At 65.6% G+C, this 17,313-nt stretch carries 18 protein-coding genes and 1 pseudogene; 5 read left to right on the forward strand and 14 right to left on the reverse strand.

Going from position 1 to position 17,313, the window contains the following annotated elements:
* Window positions 1–40: 40 nt before the first annotated feature.
* From leuC to ffh, 6 genes are all read right to left on the reverse strand, one after another.
* Window positions 41–1,447 (reverse strand): 3-isopropylmalate dehydratase large subunit, encoded by a 1,407-nt coding sequence (gene leuC / locus IVA91_RS36380; RefSeq protein WP_247280340.1) that lies wholly within the window; start codon window positions 1,445–1,447, stop codon window positions 41–43.
* 413 nt (window positions 1,448–1,860) lie between these two features.
* Window positions 1,861–2,241 (reverse strand): 50S ribosomal protein L19, encoded by a 381-nt coding sequence (gene rplS, locus IVA91_RS36385; protein ID WP_027573014.1) that lies wholly within the window; start codon window positions 2,239–2,241, stop codon window positions 1,861–1,863.
* A gap of 109 nt (window positions 2,242–2,350) precedes the next feature.
* Window positions 2,351–3,106 (reverse strand): tRNA (guanosine(37)-N1)-methyltransferase TrmD, encoded by a 756-nt coding sequence (trmD, locus tag IVA91_RS36390; RefSeq protein WP_247280339.1) that lies wholly within the window; start codon window positions 3,104–3,106, stop codon window positions 2,351–2,353.
* A 6-nt stretch (window positions 3,107–3,112) separates the two neighbouring features.
* Window positions 3,113–3,652, reverse strand: a complete 540-nt coding sequence (rimM, locus tag IVA91_RS36395) for a ribosome maturation factor RimM (protein ID WP_247280338.1) — start codon at window positions 3,650–3,652, stop codon at window positions 3,113–3,115.
* 9 nt (window positions 3,653–3,661) lie between these two features.
* Window positions 3,662–3,994 (reverse strand): 30S ribosomal protein S16, encoded by a 333-nt coding sequence (gene rpsP / locus IVA91_RS36400; protein ID WP_011083313.1) that lies wholly within the window; start codon window positions 3,992–3,994, stop codon window positions 3,662–3,664.
* Between the two features lie 85 nt (window positions 3,995–4,079).
* Entirely contained in the window at window positions 4,080–5,627 is a 1,548-nt protein-coding gene (gene ffh / locus IVA91_RS36405; RefSeq protein WP_247280337.1) for a signal recognition particle protein, read from the reverse strand.
* A 371-nt stretch (window positions 5,628–5,998) separates the two neighbouring features.
* Between ffh and IVA91_RS36410 the strand changes: the two genes are divergently transcribed.
* Window positions 5,999–7,063: an MBL fold metallo-hydrolase gene (locus IVA91_RS36410; RefSeq protein ID WP_247460801.1), complete on the forward strand. Its 1,065-nt coding sequence runs from the start codon at window positions 5,999–6,001 to the stop codon at window positions 7,061–7,063.
* Window positions 7,064–7,110: 47 nt separating this feature from the next.
* On the opposite strand, the gene IVA91_RS36415 is transcribed toward IVA91_RS36410, so the two are convergent.
* The gene (locus tag IVA91_RS36415; RefSeq protein ID WP_247280361.1) at window positions 7,111–7,827 is read right to left on the reverse strand and encodes an SIMPL domain-containing protein; all 717 of its coding nucleotides are present in this window, start codon (window positions 7,825–7,827) and stop codon (window positions 7,111–7,113) included.
* A 5-nt stretch (window positions 7,828–7,832) separates the two neighbouring features.
* A pseudogene (locus tag IVA91_RS37260) lies at window positions 7,833–8,583 on the reverse strand (GyrI-like domain-containing protein).
* Window positions 8,584–8,841: 258 nt separating this feature from the next.
* On the opposite strand from IVA91_RS37260, the gene dapF reads away from it, so the two are divergent.
* Window positions 8,842–9,717 (forward strand): diaminopimelate epimerase, encoded by an 876-nt coding sequence (gene dapF, locus IVA91_RS36425; protein ID WP_247281264.1) that lies wholly within the window; start codon window positions 8,842–8,844, stop codon window positions 9,715–9,717.
* A complete protein-coding gene (mtaB, locus tag IVA91_RS36430) occupies window positions 9,717–10,970 on the forward strand; it encodes a tRNA (N(6)-L-threonylcarbamoyladenosine(37)-C(2))-methylthiotransferase MtaB (RefSeq protein ID WP_247281263.1) in 1,254 nt (417 codons plus the stop codon). The genes dapF and mtaB overlap by 1 nt, the downstream gene beginning before the upstream one ends.
* 132 nt (window positions 10,971–11,102) lie before the next feature.
* On the opposite strand, the gene IVA91_RS36435 is transcribed toward mtaB, so the two are convergent.
* Window positions 11,103–12,212 carry a DUF2336 domain-containing protein gene (locus tag IVA91_RS36435; protein WP_247281262.1) on the reverse strand — a complete coding sequence of 370 codons (1,110 nt, stop codon included), beginning with the start codon at window positions 12,210–12,212 and terminating at the stop codon, window positions 11,103–11,105.
* Window positions 12,213–12,437: 225 nt separating this feature from the next.
* On the reverse strand, window positions 12,438–13,139 hold the full coding sequence (locus IVA91_RS36440) for an RNA pseudouridine synthase (protein WP_247281266.1): 702 nt from the start codon (window positions 13,137–13,139) through the stop codon (window positions 12,438–12,440).
* A 47-nt stretch (window positions 13,140–13,186) separates the two neighbouring features.
* Here IVA91_RS36440 and ftsY point away from each other — a divergent pair, with 47 nt between their 5' ends.
* Both ftsY and IVA91_RS36450 read left to right on the forward strand, forming a co-directional pair.
* Window positions 13,187–14,131 (forward strand): signal recognition particle-docking protein FtsY, encoded by a 945-nt coding sequence (ftsY, locus tag IVA91_RS36445; protein WP_247281261.1) that lies wholly within the window; start codon window positions 13,187–13,189, stop codon window positions 14,129–14,131.
* A 2-nt stretch (window positions 14,132–14,133) separates the two neighbouring features.
* On the forward strand, window positions 14,134–14,736 hold the full coding sequence (locus IVA91_RS36450; RefSeq protein WP_247281260.1) for a septation protein A: 603 nt from the start codon (window positions 14,134–14,136) through the stop codon (window positions 14,734–14,736).
* A gap of 156 nt (window positions 14,737–14,892) precedes the next feature.
* Here IVA91_RS36450 and IVA91_RS36455 read toward each other — a convergent pair whose 3' ends face one another.
* The 4 genes from IVA91_RS36455 to ccmB all read right to left on the reverse strand — a co-directional run bounded on the left by IVA91_RS36455 (window position 14,893) and on the right by ccmB (window position 17,217).
* Window positions 14,893–15,486: a DsbE family thiol:disulfide interchange protein gene (locus IVA91_RS36455; RefSeq protein ID WP_247281259.1), complete on the reverse strand. Its 594-nt coding sequence runs from the start codon at window positions 15,484–15,486 to the stop codon at window positions 14,893–14,895.
* Complete coding sequence (ccmD, locus tag IVA91_RS36460) at window positions 15,483–15,668, reverse strand: heme exporter protein CcmD (RefSeq protein ID WP_247281258.1); 186 nt, start codon at window positions 15,666–15,668, stop codon at window positions 15,483–15,485. Before ccmD ends, IVA91_RS36455 begins: the two co-directional genes overlap by 4 nt.
* The gene (locus tag IVA91_RS36465; RefSeq protein ID WP_247281257.1) at window positions 15,665–16,456 is read right to left on the reverse strand and encodes a heme ABC transporter permease; all 792 of its coding nucleotides are present in this window, start codon (window positions 16,454–16,456) and stop codon (window positions 15,665–15,667) included. Before IVA91_RS36465 ends, ccmD begins: the two co-directional genes overlap by 4 nt.
* A gap of 92 nt (window positions 16,457–16,548) precedes the next feature.
* On the reverse strand, window positions 16,549–17,217 hold the full coding sequence (gene ccmB, locus IVA91_RS36470) for a heme exporter protein CcmB (protein WP_247281256.1): 669 nt from the start codon (window positions 17,215–17,217) through the stop codon (window positions 16,549–16,551).
* Window positions 17,218–17,313: the final 96 nt, after the last annotated feature.

Raw genomic sequence — 17,313 nt, forward strand, 5'->3', positions numbered from 1 at the left:
AGGGCAGCTTGCCGCGATCGCTATAATTGCAGGGAGCAGCTCAGCGCCAGTCCCTGACGTCGACGAAGTGACCCGCGATCGCCGCCGCTGCCGCCATCGCCGGCGACACCAGATGGGTGCGGCCCTTGAAGCCCTGACGGCCTTCGAAGTTGCGGTTCGAGGTCGAGGCGCAGCGCTCTTCCGGCTTCAGCTTGTCCGGGTTCATGGCGAGGCACATCGAGCAGCCCGGCTCGCGCCACTCGAAGCCGGCCTTGATGAAGATCTTGTCGAGACCTTCAGCTTCGGCCTGCTCCTTCACGATGCCCGAGCCCGGCACCACCATCGCATTGACGTGGCCAGAGACCTGCTTGCCTTCCGCGATCTTGGCGGCGGCGCGCAAATCCTCGATCCGGCCATTGGTGCAGGAGCCGATGAAGACGCGGTCGAGCTTGATGTCGGTGATCTTCGTTCCCGCCGTCAGGCCCATATACTTGAGCGCACGATGCTTGGAGATGCGCTTGGCCTCGTCCTCGATCTTGTCGGGGTCGGGCACGATGCCGGTCACCGAGATGACGTCCTCCGGGCTCGTGCCCCAGGTCACGATCGGCGGCAGCTTTGCGGCGTCGAGCCGCAGCTCGTGGTCGAAATGCGCGCCTTCGTCGGAACGCAGTGTCTCCCAATAGCGCATTGCCGCGTCCCAGGCCGCGCCCTTCGGCGCCTTCGGCCGGTCGCGCAGGAAGTCGTAGGCCTTCTGGTCGGGTGCGACGAGACCGGCGCGGGCGCCGCCTTCAATCGACATGTTGCAGACCGTCATGCGGCCTTCCATGCTGAGCGCGCGGATCGCTTCGCCCGCATATTCCAGCACGTAGCCGGTGCCGCCGGCGGTGCCGATCTCACCGATGATGGCCAGGATGATGTCCTTGCCCGTCACGCCGTCAGGCAATTTGCCATCGACGGTGACGCGCATGTTCTTCGCTTTTTTCTGGATCAGCGTCTGCGTCGCCAGCACGTGCTCGACCTCGCTCGTGCCGATGCCATGCGCGAGCGCGCCGAACGCGCCGTGCGTCGAGGTGTGGCTGTCACCGCAGACGATGGTGGTGCCGGGCAGCGTAAAGCCCTGCTCGGGGCCGATGACGTGAACGATGCCCTGGCGCTTATCGAACTCGTTGTAATATTCGATGCCGAATTCCTTGGCGTTCTCAGCCAGCGCCTTGATCTGCTCGATGCTTTCCGGGTCCGGGTTCGGCTTGGTGCGGTCGGTGGTCGGCACGTTGTGATCGACGACGGCGAGCGTCTTCTCGGGCGCGTGCACCTTGCGACCCGTGGCGCGCAGGCCTTCGAACGCCTGCGGCGAGGTCACCTCGTGCACCAGGTGGCGATCGATATAGAGCAGGCAGGTGCCGTCCTCGGCTTCGTGCACCAGATGGTCGTTCCAGATCTTGTCGTACAATGTGGTCGGCTTGGACATGAGCGTCAGCTCCGAAGGAATGCTGTGTAAGCGGATAGGCGCACTTGGCGCGTGGGCAACAAAATCGTCGGCGCAGCTTTTAAGCTGCGCGCGTAAGCTCTGACGTTGCCGAGGTCGCGAAGCGTCCGAAGAACCGGCCAGGCAGCCGCGAGCGATCGTCGATGACGATGCGCTTGACGGGGGCGAGGCTGGTCAGATCTGGAAACATTCTAGAGATATATAGCACGCGGAAGTTAAAGCGCGAGAGCTTAGCGGCGTCGTCATTGCGACCGCAGCGAAGCAATCCAGAAATGCGTCCGCGGAGACAGTCTGGATTGCTTCGTCGCAAGGGCTCCTCGCAATGACAGCGCGGGGAAACAAAAAAAGCGCGGAGCCGAGCCCCGCGCTTTTCGAAACTTGCCTGGTGGCGAAGCTTACTCGCCGACGGCAGCCGCGCGGTCCTGCTTCTCGACGATGCGGGCCGACTTGCCGCGAAGGTTGCGGAGGTAATAGAGCTTGGCGCGGCGCACCTTGCCGCGGCGCACCACCTTGATCGAGTCGATCATCGGCGACATCACCGGGAACACACGCTCCACGCCCTCGCCATAGGAGATCTTGCGCACGGTGAAGCTCTCGTTGAGGCCACCGCCGGAACGGCCGATGCAGACGCCTTCATAGGCCTGCACGCGGGTGCGGTCGCCTTCGACGACCTTCACGTTGACGATCACCGTGTCGCCGGGGCCGAATTCCGGGATGTCCTTGCCGGCGGACAGCTTGTCGAATTGCTCTTGTTCGAGCTGCTTGATCAGGTTCATGGGTAAATCTCCATCGGCGCGCCCAGCCTTTTCAACGGGGGCTGCGCGAAATTCGTCTATCCAGCCATTGCGGATGTGGCCGCTCCTATAAGGCAAGCCGGAGCGTTTGTCACCCGTCCGTCTTGTTTTTTGGCGTTTTTTGGCGCCCGGCCCGATTCGGGGCCTTGCTCGGGATCTGGGCCCACAAATCCGGCCGCCGGGCCGCCGTCAACGCCTCGGATTGCGCCCGCCGCCAAGCCGCGACCTTGGCGTGGTCGCCGGAGGTCAGGATCTCCGGGATCGGAGCCCCTTCGAACAGCTGCGGGCGGGTGTATTGCGGGTATTCGAGCAGGCCGTCCGAAAAGCTTTCCTCGGTTCCCGAGGTCTCCTTGCCCATCACCCCCGGCAGCAGCCGGACGCAGGCGTCAATCACGGCTAACGCGGCGATTTCGCCCCCGGACAGCACGTAATCGCCGATCGAGACCTCCTCCAGGCCTCTCCCGTCGATTACCCGCTGGTCCACCCCCTCGAACCGTCCGCAGACGATGAGAGGGCCGGGACCCCTGGCCAGTTCCACAACGCGGGCCTGGGTCAATGGCCGACCGCGCGGGCTCATCAGCAGACGGGGCCGATCCGGGCTGATTTCAGCGGCATCGATGGCGGCGGCCAGGACATCCGCCCGCAGCACCATGCCCGGCCCGCCGCCGGCCGGGGTGTCGTCGACGCTGCGGTGACGGTCGGTGGCGGAGGCCCGGATGTCCCGCGCCTCGAGTTGCCAAAGCCCGCCCGCCAGCGCCCGGCCGGCCAGGCTCACGCCGAGCGGCCCGGGAAACATGTCCGGAAACAGCGTCAGCACCGTCGCGCGCCAGGGTGAGGGGGTGGTCATTGCATCTCAATTACCTTCGCCGGGACGACTAGCGGTAGGGTCCTCGCCCTGAATCTCCTGCGGCAGGGCGATGACCACACGCCCGCCGGCGATATCGACCTCAGGCACCACCGCGTTGGAGAACGGCAGCAGCAGCGTCGTGCCCATGAGCGGAGCGATCTCGATGATGTCGCCGGCGCCGAAATTATGGATCGCGAGCACGCGGCCGAGCGCCTCGCCGCCCGTGGTGACGGCGGCGAGCCCGATCAGGTCGGTGTGGTAATATTCGTCCGCGTCGGTCGCGGGCAGCTTGTCGCGCGGGACGTAGAGCTCGATGCCGTTGAGCCGTTCGGCCTCATCGCGGGTCGTGACCCCCGTGAACGTCGCGACGAGATGATCTTTGGCCTCGCGCGCCGTTGCGACCTCAAACTGGCGCTTGCCGTCCTTGGACAGCAGCGGACCGTAGCGCCTGATAGCAAAGGGATCTTCGGTGAAGGTCCACAATTTGACCGCACCGCGCACCCCGTGCGCGGCGCCGATCCGCGCGACGCAGACCAGCGCCGGCATGGTCTGGCCTTAACCCTTCGCGGCGGCTTCGGCCTGCGCCTTGCGCTCCTTGCGCGGCACGGCCTTCTGCGGGTTGTTGCGCGCTTCGCGCTTCTTGACGCCGGCGGCGTCGAGGAAGCGAGACACGCGGTCCGACGGCTGCGCGCCCTTGGCGACCCAGGCCTTCACCTTCTCCATGTCGAGCTTGAGGCGGGCCTCGTTGTCCTTCGGCAGCAGCGGGTTGAAATAACCGAGACGCTCGATGAAGCGGCCATCGCGCGGAAAGCGCGAATCGGCGACGACGACATGATAGACGGGACGCTTCTTGGTGCCTGCACGGGCGAGGCGGATAACGACGGACATCAAGTTCTCCTTCAAAGTACAGTCTGTTGGGTTGATTGGTATTCCGCGTTGCGCGGGACGCTTGCGATCCCGTGCGACGAATTCCTCATTTCTTCTTGCCCGGGAAATCGCCGAGGCCCGGCAGCATCGGCTTGCCGCTGAGCCCAGTCAGTCCGGGAACGTTGGGCAGGCCGGTGCGAAGACCAGCCGGCAAATCCTTCGGCAGGCTCGGCAGGCCCTGTCCGCCGCCGCTCTGCATCTTCTCCTGAAGAGCCTTCATCTCTTCCGGAGACGGCATCTTCATGCCGCCGCCAAAGCCCATGGCCTGCGCGATGCCGGCGAGCGGGCCGCGCTTGCCCGAGCCCATGGCCTTCATCACGTCGGCCATGTTCCGGTGCATCTTCAGGAGCTTGTTCACGTGCTCGACGCTCTGGCCGCTCCCTGCAGCGATGCGCTTCTTGCGGCTCGCTTTCAGGACGTCGGGGTGACGGCGCTCCTCGCGCGTCATGGAATCGATGATCGCGACCTGGCGCTTCAGGATCTTGTCGTCGATGCCGGCGGCCGCGATCTGGTTCTTCATCTTGGAGATGCCGGGCATCATGCCCATTAGCCCGCTGATGCCGCCCATGTTGGACATCTGCAACAGCTGCTCGCGCATGTCGTTGAGGTCGAACTGACCCTTGCGCATGCGCTCGGCGGTGCGCGCGGCCTTCTCGGCGTCGATGTTGGCGGCGGCGCGCTCGACCAGCGAGACGACGTCGCCCATGCCGAGGATGCGGCCGGCGATACGATCAGGATGGAAATCCTCCAGCGCATCGGTCTTTTCGCCGGTGCCGATCAGCTTGATCGGCTTGCCGGTGACGGCGCGCATCGACAGCGCGGCGCCACCGCGGCCGTCGCCGTCGACGCGGGTCAGCACGATACCGGTGAGGCCGACGCGCTGATCGAACGAGCGCGCGAGATTCACGGCGTCCTGGCCCGTGAGGCTGTCGGCGACCAGCAGCACTTCATGCGGATTGGCCGCGGCTTTGATCGCGGCCGCCTCCGCCATCATCTCTTCGTCGAGCGTGGTGCGGCCGGCGGTATCGAGCAGCACGATGTCGTAGCCGCCGAGCTTGCCGGCCTCCAGCGCGCGCTTCGCGATCTGCGGCGGCTGCTGGCCTGCGACGATGGGGAGCGTTGGAATGTCGAGATCGCGGCCGAGCACGGCCAGTTGCTCCATCGCCGCCGGGCGATAGACGTCGAGCGAAGCCATCAGCACCTTGCGCTTGTCGCGCTGGACCAGGCGGCGGGCGAGCTTGGCGGTGGTGGTGGTCTTACCGGAGCCTTGCAGGCCGACCATCATGATCGGCACCGGCGGCACGGAATTGACGTCGATGGTCTGGCTTTCGGCGCCGAGCGTGTTGATCAGCTCGTCATGGACGATCTTGACCACCATCTGGCCTGGTGTGACCGACTTGACGACGGTAGCGCCGATCGCCTGCTCACGGACGCGTTCGGTGAAGCTGCGCACCACCTCCAACGCGACATCGGCCTCCAGCAGCGCGCGGCGCACCTCGCGCATCGCGGCGTCGACGTCCTTTTCGGTCAGCGCCCCGCGCCCCGTCAGACGATCGAGGATGCCGCCAAGCCGTTCCGACAGATTGTCGAACAATGCACTTGTCCTGTTGCTGCGCCGTGAGGGGGCGCTTCGTTATTCCCGTGTCATGCCCGCGAAGGCGGGGCATGACCTCTTCCTTGGACAGACGATCTTCCAAACACCTTTGCGCCCGAGGGCGCACAGCGCTGTCGGGCGTTGACCTCCGGCCTCCAGGGCCAGTCGGCGGGTCGAAAAGAAAGCCTTTCCGAGAAAGTGGCGGGGTTAAACGCCGCTCACGCCCAAAAGTCAAGGAAAGTTAGGGTGCCGCGGCGCCTTTGCCAGGACAAGGTCCTGAAATTTAGTGCCCTTTTGCCGGGTGGTTCCATTTCCTAGGGCTGCCCATATAGAAGGCCATGACTGACCTCCGCTATCATCCCTGAGCCGCCGTGCCGATCACCCGCCGTCGCCTGTGCGGACTGCTTGCCGGGGCCGGCGCGCTCGTCGCAATTCCGTCCCTTTGGATGTCTCGCATGAAAACCTATGATGGTCCGGCCTCCGACCATTTCAACGGTCTGCACTTCTTCGATCCCGACGGCGCGCCGCCGAAATCGCTTCGAGAGGTGCTGCGCTGGCAATTCGGCGGCAAGCGGCAGCGCGCGGAATGGCCGGATTGGGCCCCCAGCCCCCATGCCGACACCCCGCCGGCGCGGGTCGACGGCGACAAGGTGCGGCTCTCCTTCGTCGGCCACGCCAGCTGGCTGATCCAGACCGGCGGCCTCAACATCCTGGTCGATCCCGTCTGGTCGATGCGGGTCTCGCCGGTCGCCTGGGCCGGGCCGAAGCGGCACAACGATCCCGGCATTGCCTTCGAACGTTTGCCCAAGATCGACGTCGTGCTGGTCTCGCACGGCCACTACGATCACCTGGACATCTCGACGCTATCGCGGCTCGCCAAGAACTTTGCGCCGCGCGTCGTCACCCCGCTCGGCAACGACGTGACGATTCGAAGCTGGGATCCCACGATCAAGGTGGAGGCGTTCGACTGGCACGACCGCGTCGAGCTCGGTGGCGGCATCGCCGTGCATCTGGTTCCGACCCGGCACTGGACGGCGCGCGGTGTGTTCGATCGCAACAAGGCGCTATGGGCGAGCTTCGTGCTGGAGACGCCGGCCGGCAAGATCTACGTCGTCTGCGATTCCGGCTATGGCGAGGGCAGGCATTTCCGCCGCGTCGCGGAGAAGCATGGGCCGCTGCGGCTTGCGATCCTTCCCATCGGTGCCTACGAGCCGCGCTGGTTCATGCGTGACCAGCACATGAATCCGGAAGATGCCGTGAAGGCGCTCGCGGATTGCGGCGCGCAGGAAGCGCTCGGGCATCATCACGGCACGTTCCAGCTGACGGATGAGGCAATCGATGCGCCGGCAAAGGCGCTGGTCGAAGCGCTGGATGCTGCGAAGATTCCGCAAGAGCGGTTCGTGGCGATGCTGCCGGGACAGGTGGTGGAGATTTAGCGTGCCGGCAAACTGCTCGTGCCCCGGAGGTGCATCCGGGACACCAGTCATTGCTCTTTCGGCTTGATCGCCCAGCTCACATTCACCGTCACCGTCAGCGTCTCCTCGCCGGGCGCGACGGCTGCGGGTGCAGCCATCGGAGCCGCAGCGACGCGGCCTTTGAACAGCGGCACCGGGCCGCCACCCTCGGTGACGCTGAGCGGCGCCCCTAGCGTGACGCCGGTGGCTTTGGCGTAAATCTCCGCCTTGCGGCGGGCATCAGCGACTGCCTGCTCGCGCGCATCATCGAGCAGTTTCGAGGCCTGCGTCACCTCGAAGGAGATATTGCCGATGTCGTTGGCGCCGGCGCTGACCAGCGTGTCGATGATGCCTGCGACTTTGGTCACGTCGCGAATTTTCACGGTGACACGGTTGGAGGCGCGGAAGCCGACCACGGGCGAGGCGCCGGTGGATTTGTTCTGGCCGTATTGCGGCTGGAGCGACAGGCGCGAGGTCTGATAATCCTTCTCGGCAATCCCGGCGCCCTTCAGCGCCAGCAGCACCTTGCCCATCGCGGCGTTGTTGGCATCGGAGGCTTCCTTCGCCGTTTTGGCATCGTTGGCGACCCCGGCGTCGATCTGCGCGAGATCGGGGGCGGCGGAAATCGTGGCTTCGCCGCTCACCGAAATGGCTGACGGAAAATCGTCGGCGCGGGCGGGGGCCGCCAGCAGCGTTGCGGCGAAAACGGCGGCGAGTGGAGCAAAAAGGACGGCAAGCTTTTTCATCATTCTCACTTCAGCGGCACGAAAACGTTGATCACGAGCTTGTCCTCGGCCGTCTTCAGGGGATCGGTGAGGTACTCCTCGATGAAGGTATCCTTGGCTTCCAGCCTCTTGTCGTCGAGGTGATTGGTGATCGCCTCATAGGTGTTGTCCATGTTGTCGTAGGAGCCGCGATGGACGAATTTAAGCGCCTTGCCCTCCGGCGATTTGCCGATGCTCATGTCCTTGGGCAGGTTCTTCGGATCCTGCTCGACCGGGATCTCGGCGAGGAAGGTGAAGCCGGTGTCGTCGGTGGAGGTGTAGACGATCATCGAATTGCCGGCATGCTTGATGCCCTGCTTGTCCAGGAGCGTGTTCAGCGCCTTGAAGGCGTCGATCAGGGTGTCGAAGGCCGAGTCCCAATTGGCAGTGCCCTTGACCATCACGACCTTCTTGGGCTCGAGCACGGTCTCGAGGCCAAACGGATCGGCAGTCTGTACCGGGGCGGGGGTGGCGGCCGCCGCCCGCGGCGGCCGGGCTGGGTGAGGCGCTGGCTGCGGGCGAGGGCGTCGCAGCAGGGGCGGGTAAGGCGCTCGCCGCCGGCGCGGGCGTTGCCATCGGCGCAGGCGAAGCACTCGCGGCAGGCGCCGGCGAGGCCGGCGAGGGGCTTACTGACGCGGCGGGCGCCGGGCTCGGACTTTGTGCCCGAGCGGCAGACAGACCAAACGACATGGCCGCCGGGATCAGCGCGGCCAGAGCGAGACGACGAAACCTAATCATTCTATTCTCCCCAAGAACTTGGGCACCAAGACCTTGGGCTCCAAGACCTTGCCCACCAAGGCCTAAATCCCGCTTTGCGCCCGGCCGCGCCTCCCGGTTCGCGCGAATGGCGCCGTTCTAACACGCGGGCGCCGAATTCGTCCCATGACAGATGCGTCATGGGCGGCGTCGCGGGCCGCGGCCCGGGCGCTCCGCAGTAAACCGCTGGCCAAGCCGGCAAGGATCGCCATATAAGACGGGCGAAATTCGGGAATTTTCATGAGCGCGCTGGCCAACCACGCATTTGCCAAGATGAACGGCATCGGCAACGAGATCGTCGTTGTCGACATGCGCGATTCCACAGCAAAGGTCACGCCGGACGACGCGCGGGCGGTGGCGTCCGCAAATGGCGGCGTGGCTTACGACCAGCTCATGGTGCTGCAGAAGCCGCGGCTGGACGGCACTGAGGCCTTTATCCGCATCTACAACAATGACGGCTCCGAAGCCGGTGCCTGTGGCAACGGCATGCGCTGCGTCGTGCGCCGCATTTTCGAGAAGAGCGGACAGACCACGGCGACGTTCGAGACGGCTGCGGGCCTGCTCAATTGCTGGCAGGGCCCGACGCCCGACCTCTATACCGTCGACATGGGCGCGCCGAAGTTCGGCTGGCAGGACATTCCGCTGGCGGAAGAGTTTCGCGACACCCGCTACATCGAATTGCAGATCGGGCCGATCGACAATCCGATCCTGCATTCGCCCTCGGTGGTGAACATGGGCAATCCGCACGCGGTCTTCTGGGTCGAGGAGGTCAGCGCCTATGATCTCGAGCGCTTTGGTCCTCTGCTCGAAAACCATCCGATCTTCCCCGAGCGCGCCAATATTACGCTTGCTCACATCGTCGATCGCGACCACATCACGATTCGCACCTGGGAGCGCGGCGCCGGCCTCACCAAGGCCTGCGGTTCGGCAGCCTGCGCCGCGGCTGTCGCCGCGGCGCGGCTGAAGCGCGCCAATCGCAATGTCGAGATCACATTGCCCGGCGGCAAGCTCGCCATCGAATGGCGCGAGCGCGACGACCATGTGCTGATGACGGGCACCGCGACCTTCGAATATGAAGGCAATTTCGATCCGGCGCTGTTCGCGCCGGTCGGCTGATGGCCGTCGACATCGTCACCTTCGGCTGCCGCCTCAACGCCTTCGAGGCCGAGGTGATCCGCCGCGAGGCGGAAGGTGCCGGCCTCTCCGACACCATCGTCATCAACAGCTGCGCCGTCACCAACGAGGCGGTGGCGCAGGCGCGCCAGTCGATCCGCAAATTGAAGCGCGAGCGGCCCGGTGCGCGTATCGTGGTCACCGGCTGCGCCGCGCAAACGCAAAGCGCGATGTTCGCCGACATGGCCGAGGTCGATCGCGTCGTCGGCAATGACGACAAGATGCGCTCGTCCGCATGGCGCGATGCGCGCGATGCATTCGACATCGGTGCCAGCGAGAAGATTGCCGTCAGCGACATCATGGCAGTGAAGGCGATGGCGCCGCATCTGATCGACGGCTTTGCCGCCGGCCTGCCGCGCGTCTTCGTGCAGGTGCAGAACGGCTGCGACCATCGCTGCACCTTCTGCATCATCCCGTTCGGCCGCGGCAACTCGCGCTCGGTGCCGATGGGCGCTGTGGTCGATCAGGTGCGGGCGCTGGTGGAGCGCGGTCACGGCGAGATCGTACTGACCGGCGTCGATCTCACCAGCTACGGCGCCGACCTGCCGGGCGCGCCCAAGCTCGGCATGCTGACCAAGCAGATTTTGCGGCACGTGCCGGACTTGATGCGCCTGCGCATCTCCTCGATCGATTCGATCGAGGCAGATGACGATCTGCTCGATGCCATCGCCGACGATGCGCGACTGATGCCGCATCTGCACCTGTCGCTGCAATCCGGCGACGACCTGATCTTGAAGCGCATGAAGCGGCGGCATTCGCGGCAGGATGCGATCGCGTTCTGCAACCAGGTGCGCCGCCTGCGCCCGGACGTCATTTTTGGCGCCGACATCATCGCGGGCTTCCCGACCGAGACCGAGGACATGTTCTCGCGCTCGCTCGATCTCGTCGAGGAATGTGGTTTGACGTTCCTGCACGTCTTTCCCTACTCGCCACGCCCCGGCACGCCGGCCGCGCGAATGCCGCAGGTTGCGGGCGGCGCGATCAAAGAACGTGCGAAGCGGCTGCGTGCAGCCGGTGAGGCGGCATTTCGGCAGCGACTGCAAGCCGAGATCGGCGCCGCGCGCGAGGTGCTGATCGAGAGCGAAGGCCAGGGACGCACGGAGCATTATCTGCCGGTGGCGATTGCGGGCGAACGTGTGGGCAGTGTCGTGCCGCTCAGGATTGTTGGCAGCGATGGCGAGCGGCTGATCACATAGTCGGTGTCGTCGTCCGGCTTGGCCGGGCGAGGCAGTACGCCGCGGCTTCTCCGTATCTCACAAACGTCTCTGGAATACTCGATCACCCGCCTTCGCGGGTGATGACACCGCCGATATGGTACACGGTGTGCCCTACAGGGCCCGCACCTGCCAGAACCGCAGCGTGCGCCGCGCATTCTCCGTCGTCATTCTCGCAAAATGGCCCTGCGAGCGCGCAAGATCAGCCCGCTTCATCGCGCCCGTCGCAAAACGGCTTTCGAGCACGGCTGCGGTGGTTTCCCAGCTGAGCTGCGCGGCCTTGCACGGCACCAGGAGGCCGTCGTCGCGCAGGCTCTGCATCAGCGGGCGAATCACCTCGACGGTCGATCCGGACAGCGCCGCCAGGGCCGCGACGGTCTCCTCATAGCGCCGCTGCGTGGCGAAGCCGAGTAGCGTCGCTTCGTTGAGCTGGCCGATCGTCTTGAGATTTGCGATGGCCCGCTTGGCGCCTTCGAAATCGCGAACGCCAGACATCTCGCGCTCGACGCCGACGGTGGCGGCGGCAATTGCGCTCTGGATTTCCTCGAACAGATGCGGTGGGGCGCGCGACAACAGGCGGGTGCGCACCGCATCCGTCGCCGAACGCAGCAATCGGCGGCGCAGCTCCGACGGCAAATCGACGCGGACGCCGACGCTGACCGCGAGCTCCGGATCGCTTTCGGCCTGTCCGACGATGATGGCAAATCCGCTGCCGGAGACGCGGGCGCCGGGATTGGCGGCGAGCCGCCGGCTGACGCTGGGATAGCGCCGCGCCAGCAGCGCATCGGTGACGATCTCCCTCAGCCACCAGCGGCCGGCGACCGCGAGCAGATGCGGCTCGCCCTTGGATGATGCGATCTTCACCAGCTCGCCATCGTCGAGGCGCGCGGATTCCTGGAGCACGGGTCCGGCGATACGGATCTCGTCATTGCTGGCGAGGCGGCGGATCACGGATGGCGGCGCCTGCGCGATCGGAGCGAGCTGCGCGCTGATCTCGGCGAGCGCAATTCGGGCGCCGATGTCGGCGACGGCGCGCAGCTCGATGGTGCCAATGAGGCGCTCGAGCACGTCGTCAAACAGCGCGATCTGCTCGTCGTCAAAGCTGGCGGCGGAAGACAGGAACAGGTCCGTGACGCGCCGGGCCGTCTCCAGCCCCTTTTCCGGCGAGCCCATCCGTATCGCGGATTCGACCTCGTCGATGATCGATAGCTCGGCCTTGGACATCACGCGCTGCTCGTCCTGAGCGGTTACAGAAGCTTGTTCTAAGCAACCGCTATCATTAGAGGCGAGCGCTGAACGTTTCGTAAACCATGGGCTTGTTGCCCCTCATCCTGAGGAGCCCGCAAAGCGGGCGTCTCGAAGGATCGAGGCTCAACTGCAACAGCACGGGACTTTCATGGTTCGAGACGGCGCTGACGCGCCTCCTCACCATGAGGGCTGGCTGCCGGGCTAGTCCCCGTGCCATCCGCAGGCGCGGAGGCGCTCGTGCATGTGGGGCGGGGCCGGCGCCACGACGCGGATCGGCTCCTTGTTCCGGGAGATCGGCACCACGATCTCGCGGGAATGCAGGTGCAGGCGCGGCTCGCCGAAGCGCGGGCCGTTGCCGTAAATGTTATCGCCGATGATCGGCCAGCCGGTCGCGGCCGAATGCACCCGCAATTGGTGGGTCCGGCCGGTCACCGGTTCCATGGCGAGCCAGGCGAGGCCCGCGCCCCGGCCCATCACCTTCCAATTGGTGATCGCCTTCTGCCCTTCGGGATCCGGCTTCTGCCACCATCCGCGCTCGGCATTGAGGCGGCCGAGCGGCATGTCGATGGTGCCTTCATCTTCATCAGGGCCGCCCTCGACCACGGTCCAGTAGGTCTTGCCGATCTTGCCGTGCTTGAACAGCAGGCCGAGCGAGGCGGTGGCTTTGCGATGGCGGCCGAGCACGAGACAGCCTGAGGTGTCCTTGTCGAGCCGGTGAGCCAGCACCGGCGGCCGCGGCAGACCGAAGCGCAGCGCGTCGAAGGAGGCTTCGAGGTTCGCCCCGCCCTTGGGGCCGCGATGCACCGGCAGGCCGGCCGGCTTGTCGATGACCAGCATCAAGCCGTCGCGATGGAGCACGCGGGCCAAAATCTCATCAGCGGTCAATTCGGGAACATCGAGCAATTGCAAGACTTTCGTTTAATCGTCGGAACGGCTAACACACCCCCACCATGAACGATACCTCCGAGACCCCCAAGCTGAGCTGGTGGCGCCGCCTGTCCGACGGGCTGAAGCGCACCTCGTCCTCGCTCGGGACCGCGGTCGCCGATCTCGTCACCAAGCGCAAGCTCGATCGCGCCATGCTCGACGACATCGAGGACGTGCTGCTGCGCGCCGATCTCGGCACGCAAGTCGCAGTGCGGATCGCGGATGCCGTCGGTACGGGGCGCTACGACAAGGCGATCTCGGCGGACGAGGTCAAGGACGTGGTCGCCACCGAGGTCGAGAAGGTGCTCGCGCCGGTGGCGAAGCCGCTCGAGATCGATGCGGGCAAGAAGCCGTTCGTCATCCTCGTGGTCGGCGTCAACGGCTCCGGCAAGACCACCACCATCGGCAAGCTGTCGCAAAAATTCGCCTCCGAAGGCCGCAAGGTGATGCTGGCTGCCGGCGACACCTTTCGCGCGGCGGCGATCGAACAGCTCAAGGTCTGGGGCGAGCGCACCAAGACGCCGGTCATCGCCGGCGCGCAAGGCTCGGATTCGGCGAGCCTTGCCTTCAGCGCGCTGACGGCAGCAAAGGAGCAGAGCGCCGACGTCCTCCTGATCGACACCGCGGGTCGGCTTCAGAACAAGGCCGAACTGATGAACGAGCTCGAGAAGGTCGTGCGCGTCATCCGCAAGGTGGATGCCACCGCGCCGCATGCGGTGCTGCTGGTGCTGGATGCCACCGTCGGCCAGAACGCGCTGTCGCAGGTCGAGGCCTTTCACCGCACCGCCGGGGTCACCGGCCTCGTGATGACCAAGCTCGACGGCACCGCGCGCGGCGGCATCCTGGTGGCGCTGGCGGAAAAATTCAAACTGCCGGTGCATTTCATCGGCGTCGGCGAGGGCGTCGACGATCTCGCGCCCTTCACCGCGCGCGATTTCGCCCGCGCGATCGCCGGAATCGAAAGTTGAGAATGGACAAGACCCAGCCGCATCCGTTGTTCAAGCTTGCGACCGAGCTCGGTCCGCTGCTCGTGTTCTTCTTCGTCAATGCCAGGTTCAACCTGTTCGCCGCGACCGGTGCCTTCATGGTGGCAATCGTGGCGGCGATGGCCGCGTCCTATATGGTGACGCGGCACATCCCGATCATGGCGATCGTGACGGCCGTGATCGTGCTGGTGTTCGGCACGCTGACCCTGGTGCTACACGATGAGACCTTCATCAAGGTCAAGCCGACCATCATCTACGGCCTGTTCGCCGCGATCCTCGGCGGCGGCCTGCTGTTCGGCCGCTCCTTCATTGCCGTGATGTTCGATCAGGTGTTCAATCTGACGCCGCACGGCTGGCGCATCCTGACGCTGCGCTGGGCGCTGTTCTTTGCCGGCATGGCGGTGCTGAACGAGATCATCTGGCGCACCCAGAGCACGGACTTCTGGGTGAACTTCAAGGTCTTCGGCGTGACGACGCTGACCATGATCTTCGCCGTCGCCCAGTTGCCGCTGACCAAGCGCTACCACCTTGCGCCGGCGTCGCTGGAAGCGAGCGAGGCCGAGGCGGGAGATGTGAGCAAGGGCTAGGGCGAAACGTCGCCCCACGTACCGCTGTCATTCCCCGCGCAAGCGGGGAATTCAGTACGCCGCGGCTTCTCCGTATACTGCTGACGTCTCTGGAATACTGGATCGCCCGATCAAGTCGGGCGATGACAGTTGAGTGTGTCGCACGAGAGCGCGGAGCTAGCTCCCCGCTTTCAACGCCTTCTCCAGCTGCGGCAATAACACGGTGCGCAGATTGTCCGGCGTGATCGGTCCAACCAGCTTGTAGACGATGGTGCCCTCGGGGCCGACGACGAAGGTCTCCGGCACGCCATAGACGCCCCATTCGATCGAGGCGCGGCCGTTGGCGTCCACGCCGACGCGGCTGAACGGGTTGCCATAGCGCCCGAGGAAGCGCCGCGCGTTGTCGGCCGCGTCCTTGTAGTTGATGCCGACGAGCTGGAAGCGCTTGTCCTTGGCGAGCTCGGTCAGCAGCGGCGCCTCGTCATGGCAGGGCACGCACCAGGACGCCCAGACGTTGACGAGGCTGACCTTGCCCTTGAACGCGGCGGGATCGAGCCCCGGCACCGGCGCATTGTCAGCCTGCAATCCTTCGAGCGGCGGCAGCAGGGTTTGCGGCGCAGGCCGTCCGATCAGCGCGGACGGAATCCGCGAGGGATCGCCGCTGCCGAGCCGAAACCAGAACAGCAGGGCCAGCGCGATGAAGGCGATCAGCGGCAGCACCATCAGGAAGGTGCGACGCTGCTGCGTCGCCTGGCTCGATGGATTGCTCATGATCTGTCCGTCGCGCTGCGGCCGGAGCGGCGGGTAACGCCGCTGCGATCGAGCTCGCGCAGGCGCGCAATCTGGCTGCGGTAGTCGAGCATGACCCAGCCGATCAGGAGCACGACCACGAGGGCCGCTGCGGCATAGGACATCACGATGAACGACGCGTATGGGCCGAGCGTTATCATCACGCAGCCCCAGCTTCTTTTGACGCGTTTTCTTCACGCGAACCGGCGCTTAACTCGCTCGAAAACGCGACGCGGCTCGCCTGCACCATCTGCAGGGAGCGGACACGGCGGCGCAGGATCTCGTTGCGCATCGCAGCTAAGTGCAACGTGACGAACAGCAGCGTGAAGGCGATCGCCATCACCAGCAGCGGGATCAGGAACGATTTGTCGAGTGCCGAGCCGCCGATGCGCATCACCGAGGCCGGCTGATGCAGCGTGTTCCACCAATCGACGGAAAACTTGATGATGGGCAGGTTGATGGCGCCGACCAGCGTCAGCACCGCGGCGGCGCGTGCCGCGCGCGAGGGATCGTCGACCGCGCGCCACAGCGCCATCAGGCCGAGATACATCAGGAACAGGATCAGCACCGATGTCAGCCGCGCGTCCCATTCCCAATAGGTGCCCCACATTGGCCGTCCCCACAGCGAGCCGGTGAGCAGCGCGAGGAAGGTGAAGGCGGCGCCGATCGGCGCTGCCGCTTTGGCGGCGACATCGGCGAGCGGATGCCGCCATACCAACGTGCCCAGCGAGGCGATGCTCATGACGCCCCACACGAACATCGAGAGCCAGGCATTGGGCACGTGGATGAACATGATCTTCACCGTCGCGCCCTGCTGATAATCGTCGGGCGCAAGCGCTGATTGGTACAGGCCGATGGTGAGCAGGATGACGGTCGCAGCCGCAAGCCACGGCAGCAGGCGCGCTGTTAGTGCGAGGAACCGCGTGGGATTGGCGAGGTCGATCAGCGTCATGGTTATTGTGATAATGATCCGGGAGCGCTCAGGCAATCAGCACGAAAGTGCGTCGCGAGAGTTGATGGGGGTCAAGGTGAGGCGAGCTCATCTCAGTCGAGTCCATGCCGCAGGCTCGCCGCCGCCGCGAAAGGGCCGACGACGAGGCTGACCAGCGACACTGCGCAGAGGATCGAGAACGGCGCGCCGAACGTCATGGGACCGACGATCACCGCCTGCGAGGCCGCGACCCCGAAAATCAGCACCGGAATCGACAGCGGCAGCACCAGCACGGCCATCAAAAGCCCGCCGCGATGCAGCGTCACCGCCAACGCCGCGCCGATCATGCCGGTGAAGGTGAGCGCCGGGGTGCCTGCCAGCAGCGTCAGCGCCACCGCGCCGGTTGCGACCATGTCGAGGTTGAGCAAAAGGCCGAGCACCGGGGTTGCGACAATCAGCGGCAGGCCGGCGGCCAGCCAGTGCGCCAGCGCTTTCGCAGCGCAGGCCAGTTCCAGCGGCGTCCGGCTCATCGTGATCAGGTCGAGCGAGCCGTCCTCATGATCGGCCATGAACAGCCGGTCCAGCGTGAGCAGGCTCGCCAGCAGCGCACCGAGCCACAGGATGGCCGGCCCGAGCCGCGACAGCAGCGCCAGATCCGGGCCCACCGCGAACGGCATCAGCACCACCACGGTGAGGAAGAACAGCACGCCAATCAATGCCCCGCCGCCGACGCGAAGCGCGATCCGGATGTCCCGGCGGATGAGCGCGGCAAGGGCGGTCATGGGGGGCTTCCTTCGAGGCCGCGCCCATGCATGGCCGGCTGGCGCCACGGGCAAACTGCGCTCCCTCCCCCCTTGTGGGGGAGGGCTGGGGAGAGA

Source organism: Bradyrhizobium sp. 153 (assembly GCF_023073835.1).
GTDB lineage: Bacteria > Pseudomonadota > Alphaproteobacteria > Rhizobiales > Xanthobacteraceae > Bradyrhizobium.

Bases quoted from the DNA above. Each gene is read 5' to 3' on its own strand.
- leuC (WP_247280340.1), bottom strand. From the start codon at position 1,447: ATGTCCAAGCCGACCACATTGTACGACAAGATCTGGAACGACCATCTG.
- rplS (WP_027573014.1), bottom strand. From the start codon at position 2,241: ATGAACCTGATCAAGCAGCTCGAACAAGAGCAATTCGACAAGCTGTCC.
- trmD (WP_247280339.1), bottom strand. From the start codon at position 3,106: ATGACCACCCCCTCACCCTGGCGCGCGACGGTGCTGACGCTGTTTCCG.
- rimM (WP_247280338.1), bottom strand. From the start codon at position 3,652: ATGCCGGCGCTGGTCTGCGTCGCGCGGATCGGCGCCGCGCACGGGGTG.
- rpsP (WP_011083313.1), bottom strand. From the start codon at position 3,994: ATGTCCGTCGTTATCCGCCTCGCCCGTGCAGGCACCAAGAAGCGTCCC.
- IVA91_RS36415 (WP_247280361.1), bottom strand. From the start codon at position 7,827: ATGAAAAAGCTTGCCGTCCTTTTTGCTCCACTCGCCGCCGTTTTCGCC.
- dapF (WP_247281264.1), top strand. From the start codon at position 8,842: ATGAGCGCGCTGGCCAACCACGCATTTGCCAAGATGAACGGCATCGGC.
- mtaB (WP_247281263.1), top strand. From the start codon at position 9,717: ATGGCCGTCGACATCGTCACCTTCGGCTGCCGCCTCAACGCCTTCGAG.
- IVA91_RS36435 (WP_247281262.1), bottom strand. From the start codon at position 12,212: ATGTCCAAGGCCGAGCTATCGATCATCGACGAGGTCGAATCCGCGATA.
- ftsY (WP_247281261.1), top strand. From the start codon at position 13,187: ATGAACGATACCTCCGAGACCCCCAAGCTGAGCTGGTGGCGCCGCCTG.
- IVA91_RS36450 (WP_247281260.1), top strand. From the start codon at position 14,134: ATGGACAAGACCCAGCCGCATCCGTTGTTCAAGCTTGCGACCGAGCTC.
- IVA91_RS36455 (WP_247281259.1), bottom strand. From the start codon at position 15,486: ATGAGCAATCCATCGAGCCAGGCGACGCAGCAGCGTCGCACCTTCCTG.
- IVA91_RS36465 (WP_247281257.1), bottom strand. From the start codon at position 16,456: ATGACGCTGATCGACCTCGCCAATCCCACGCGGTTCCTCGCACTAACA.
- ccmB (WP_247281256.1), bottom strand. From the start codon at position 17,217: ATGACCGCCCTTGCCGCGCTCATCCGCCGGGACATCCGGATCGCGCTT.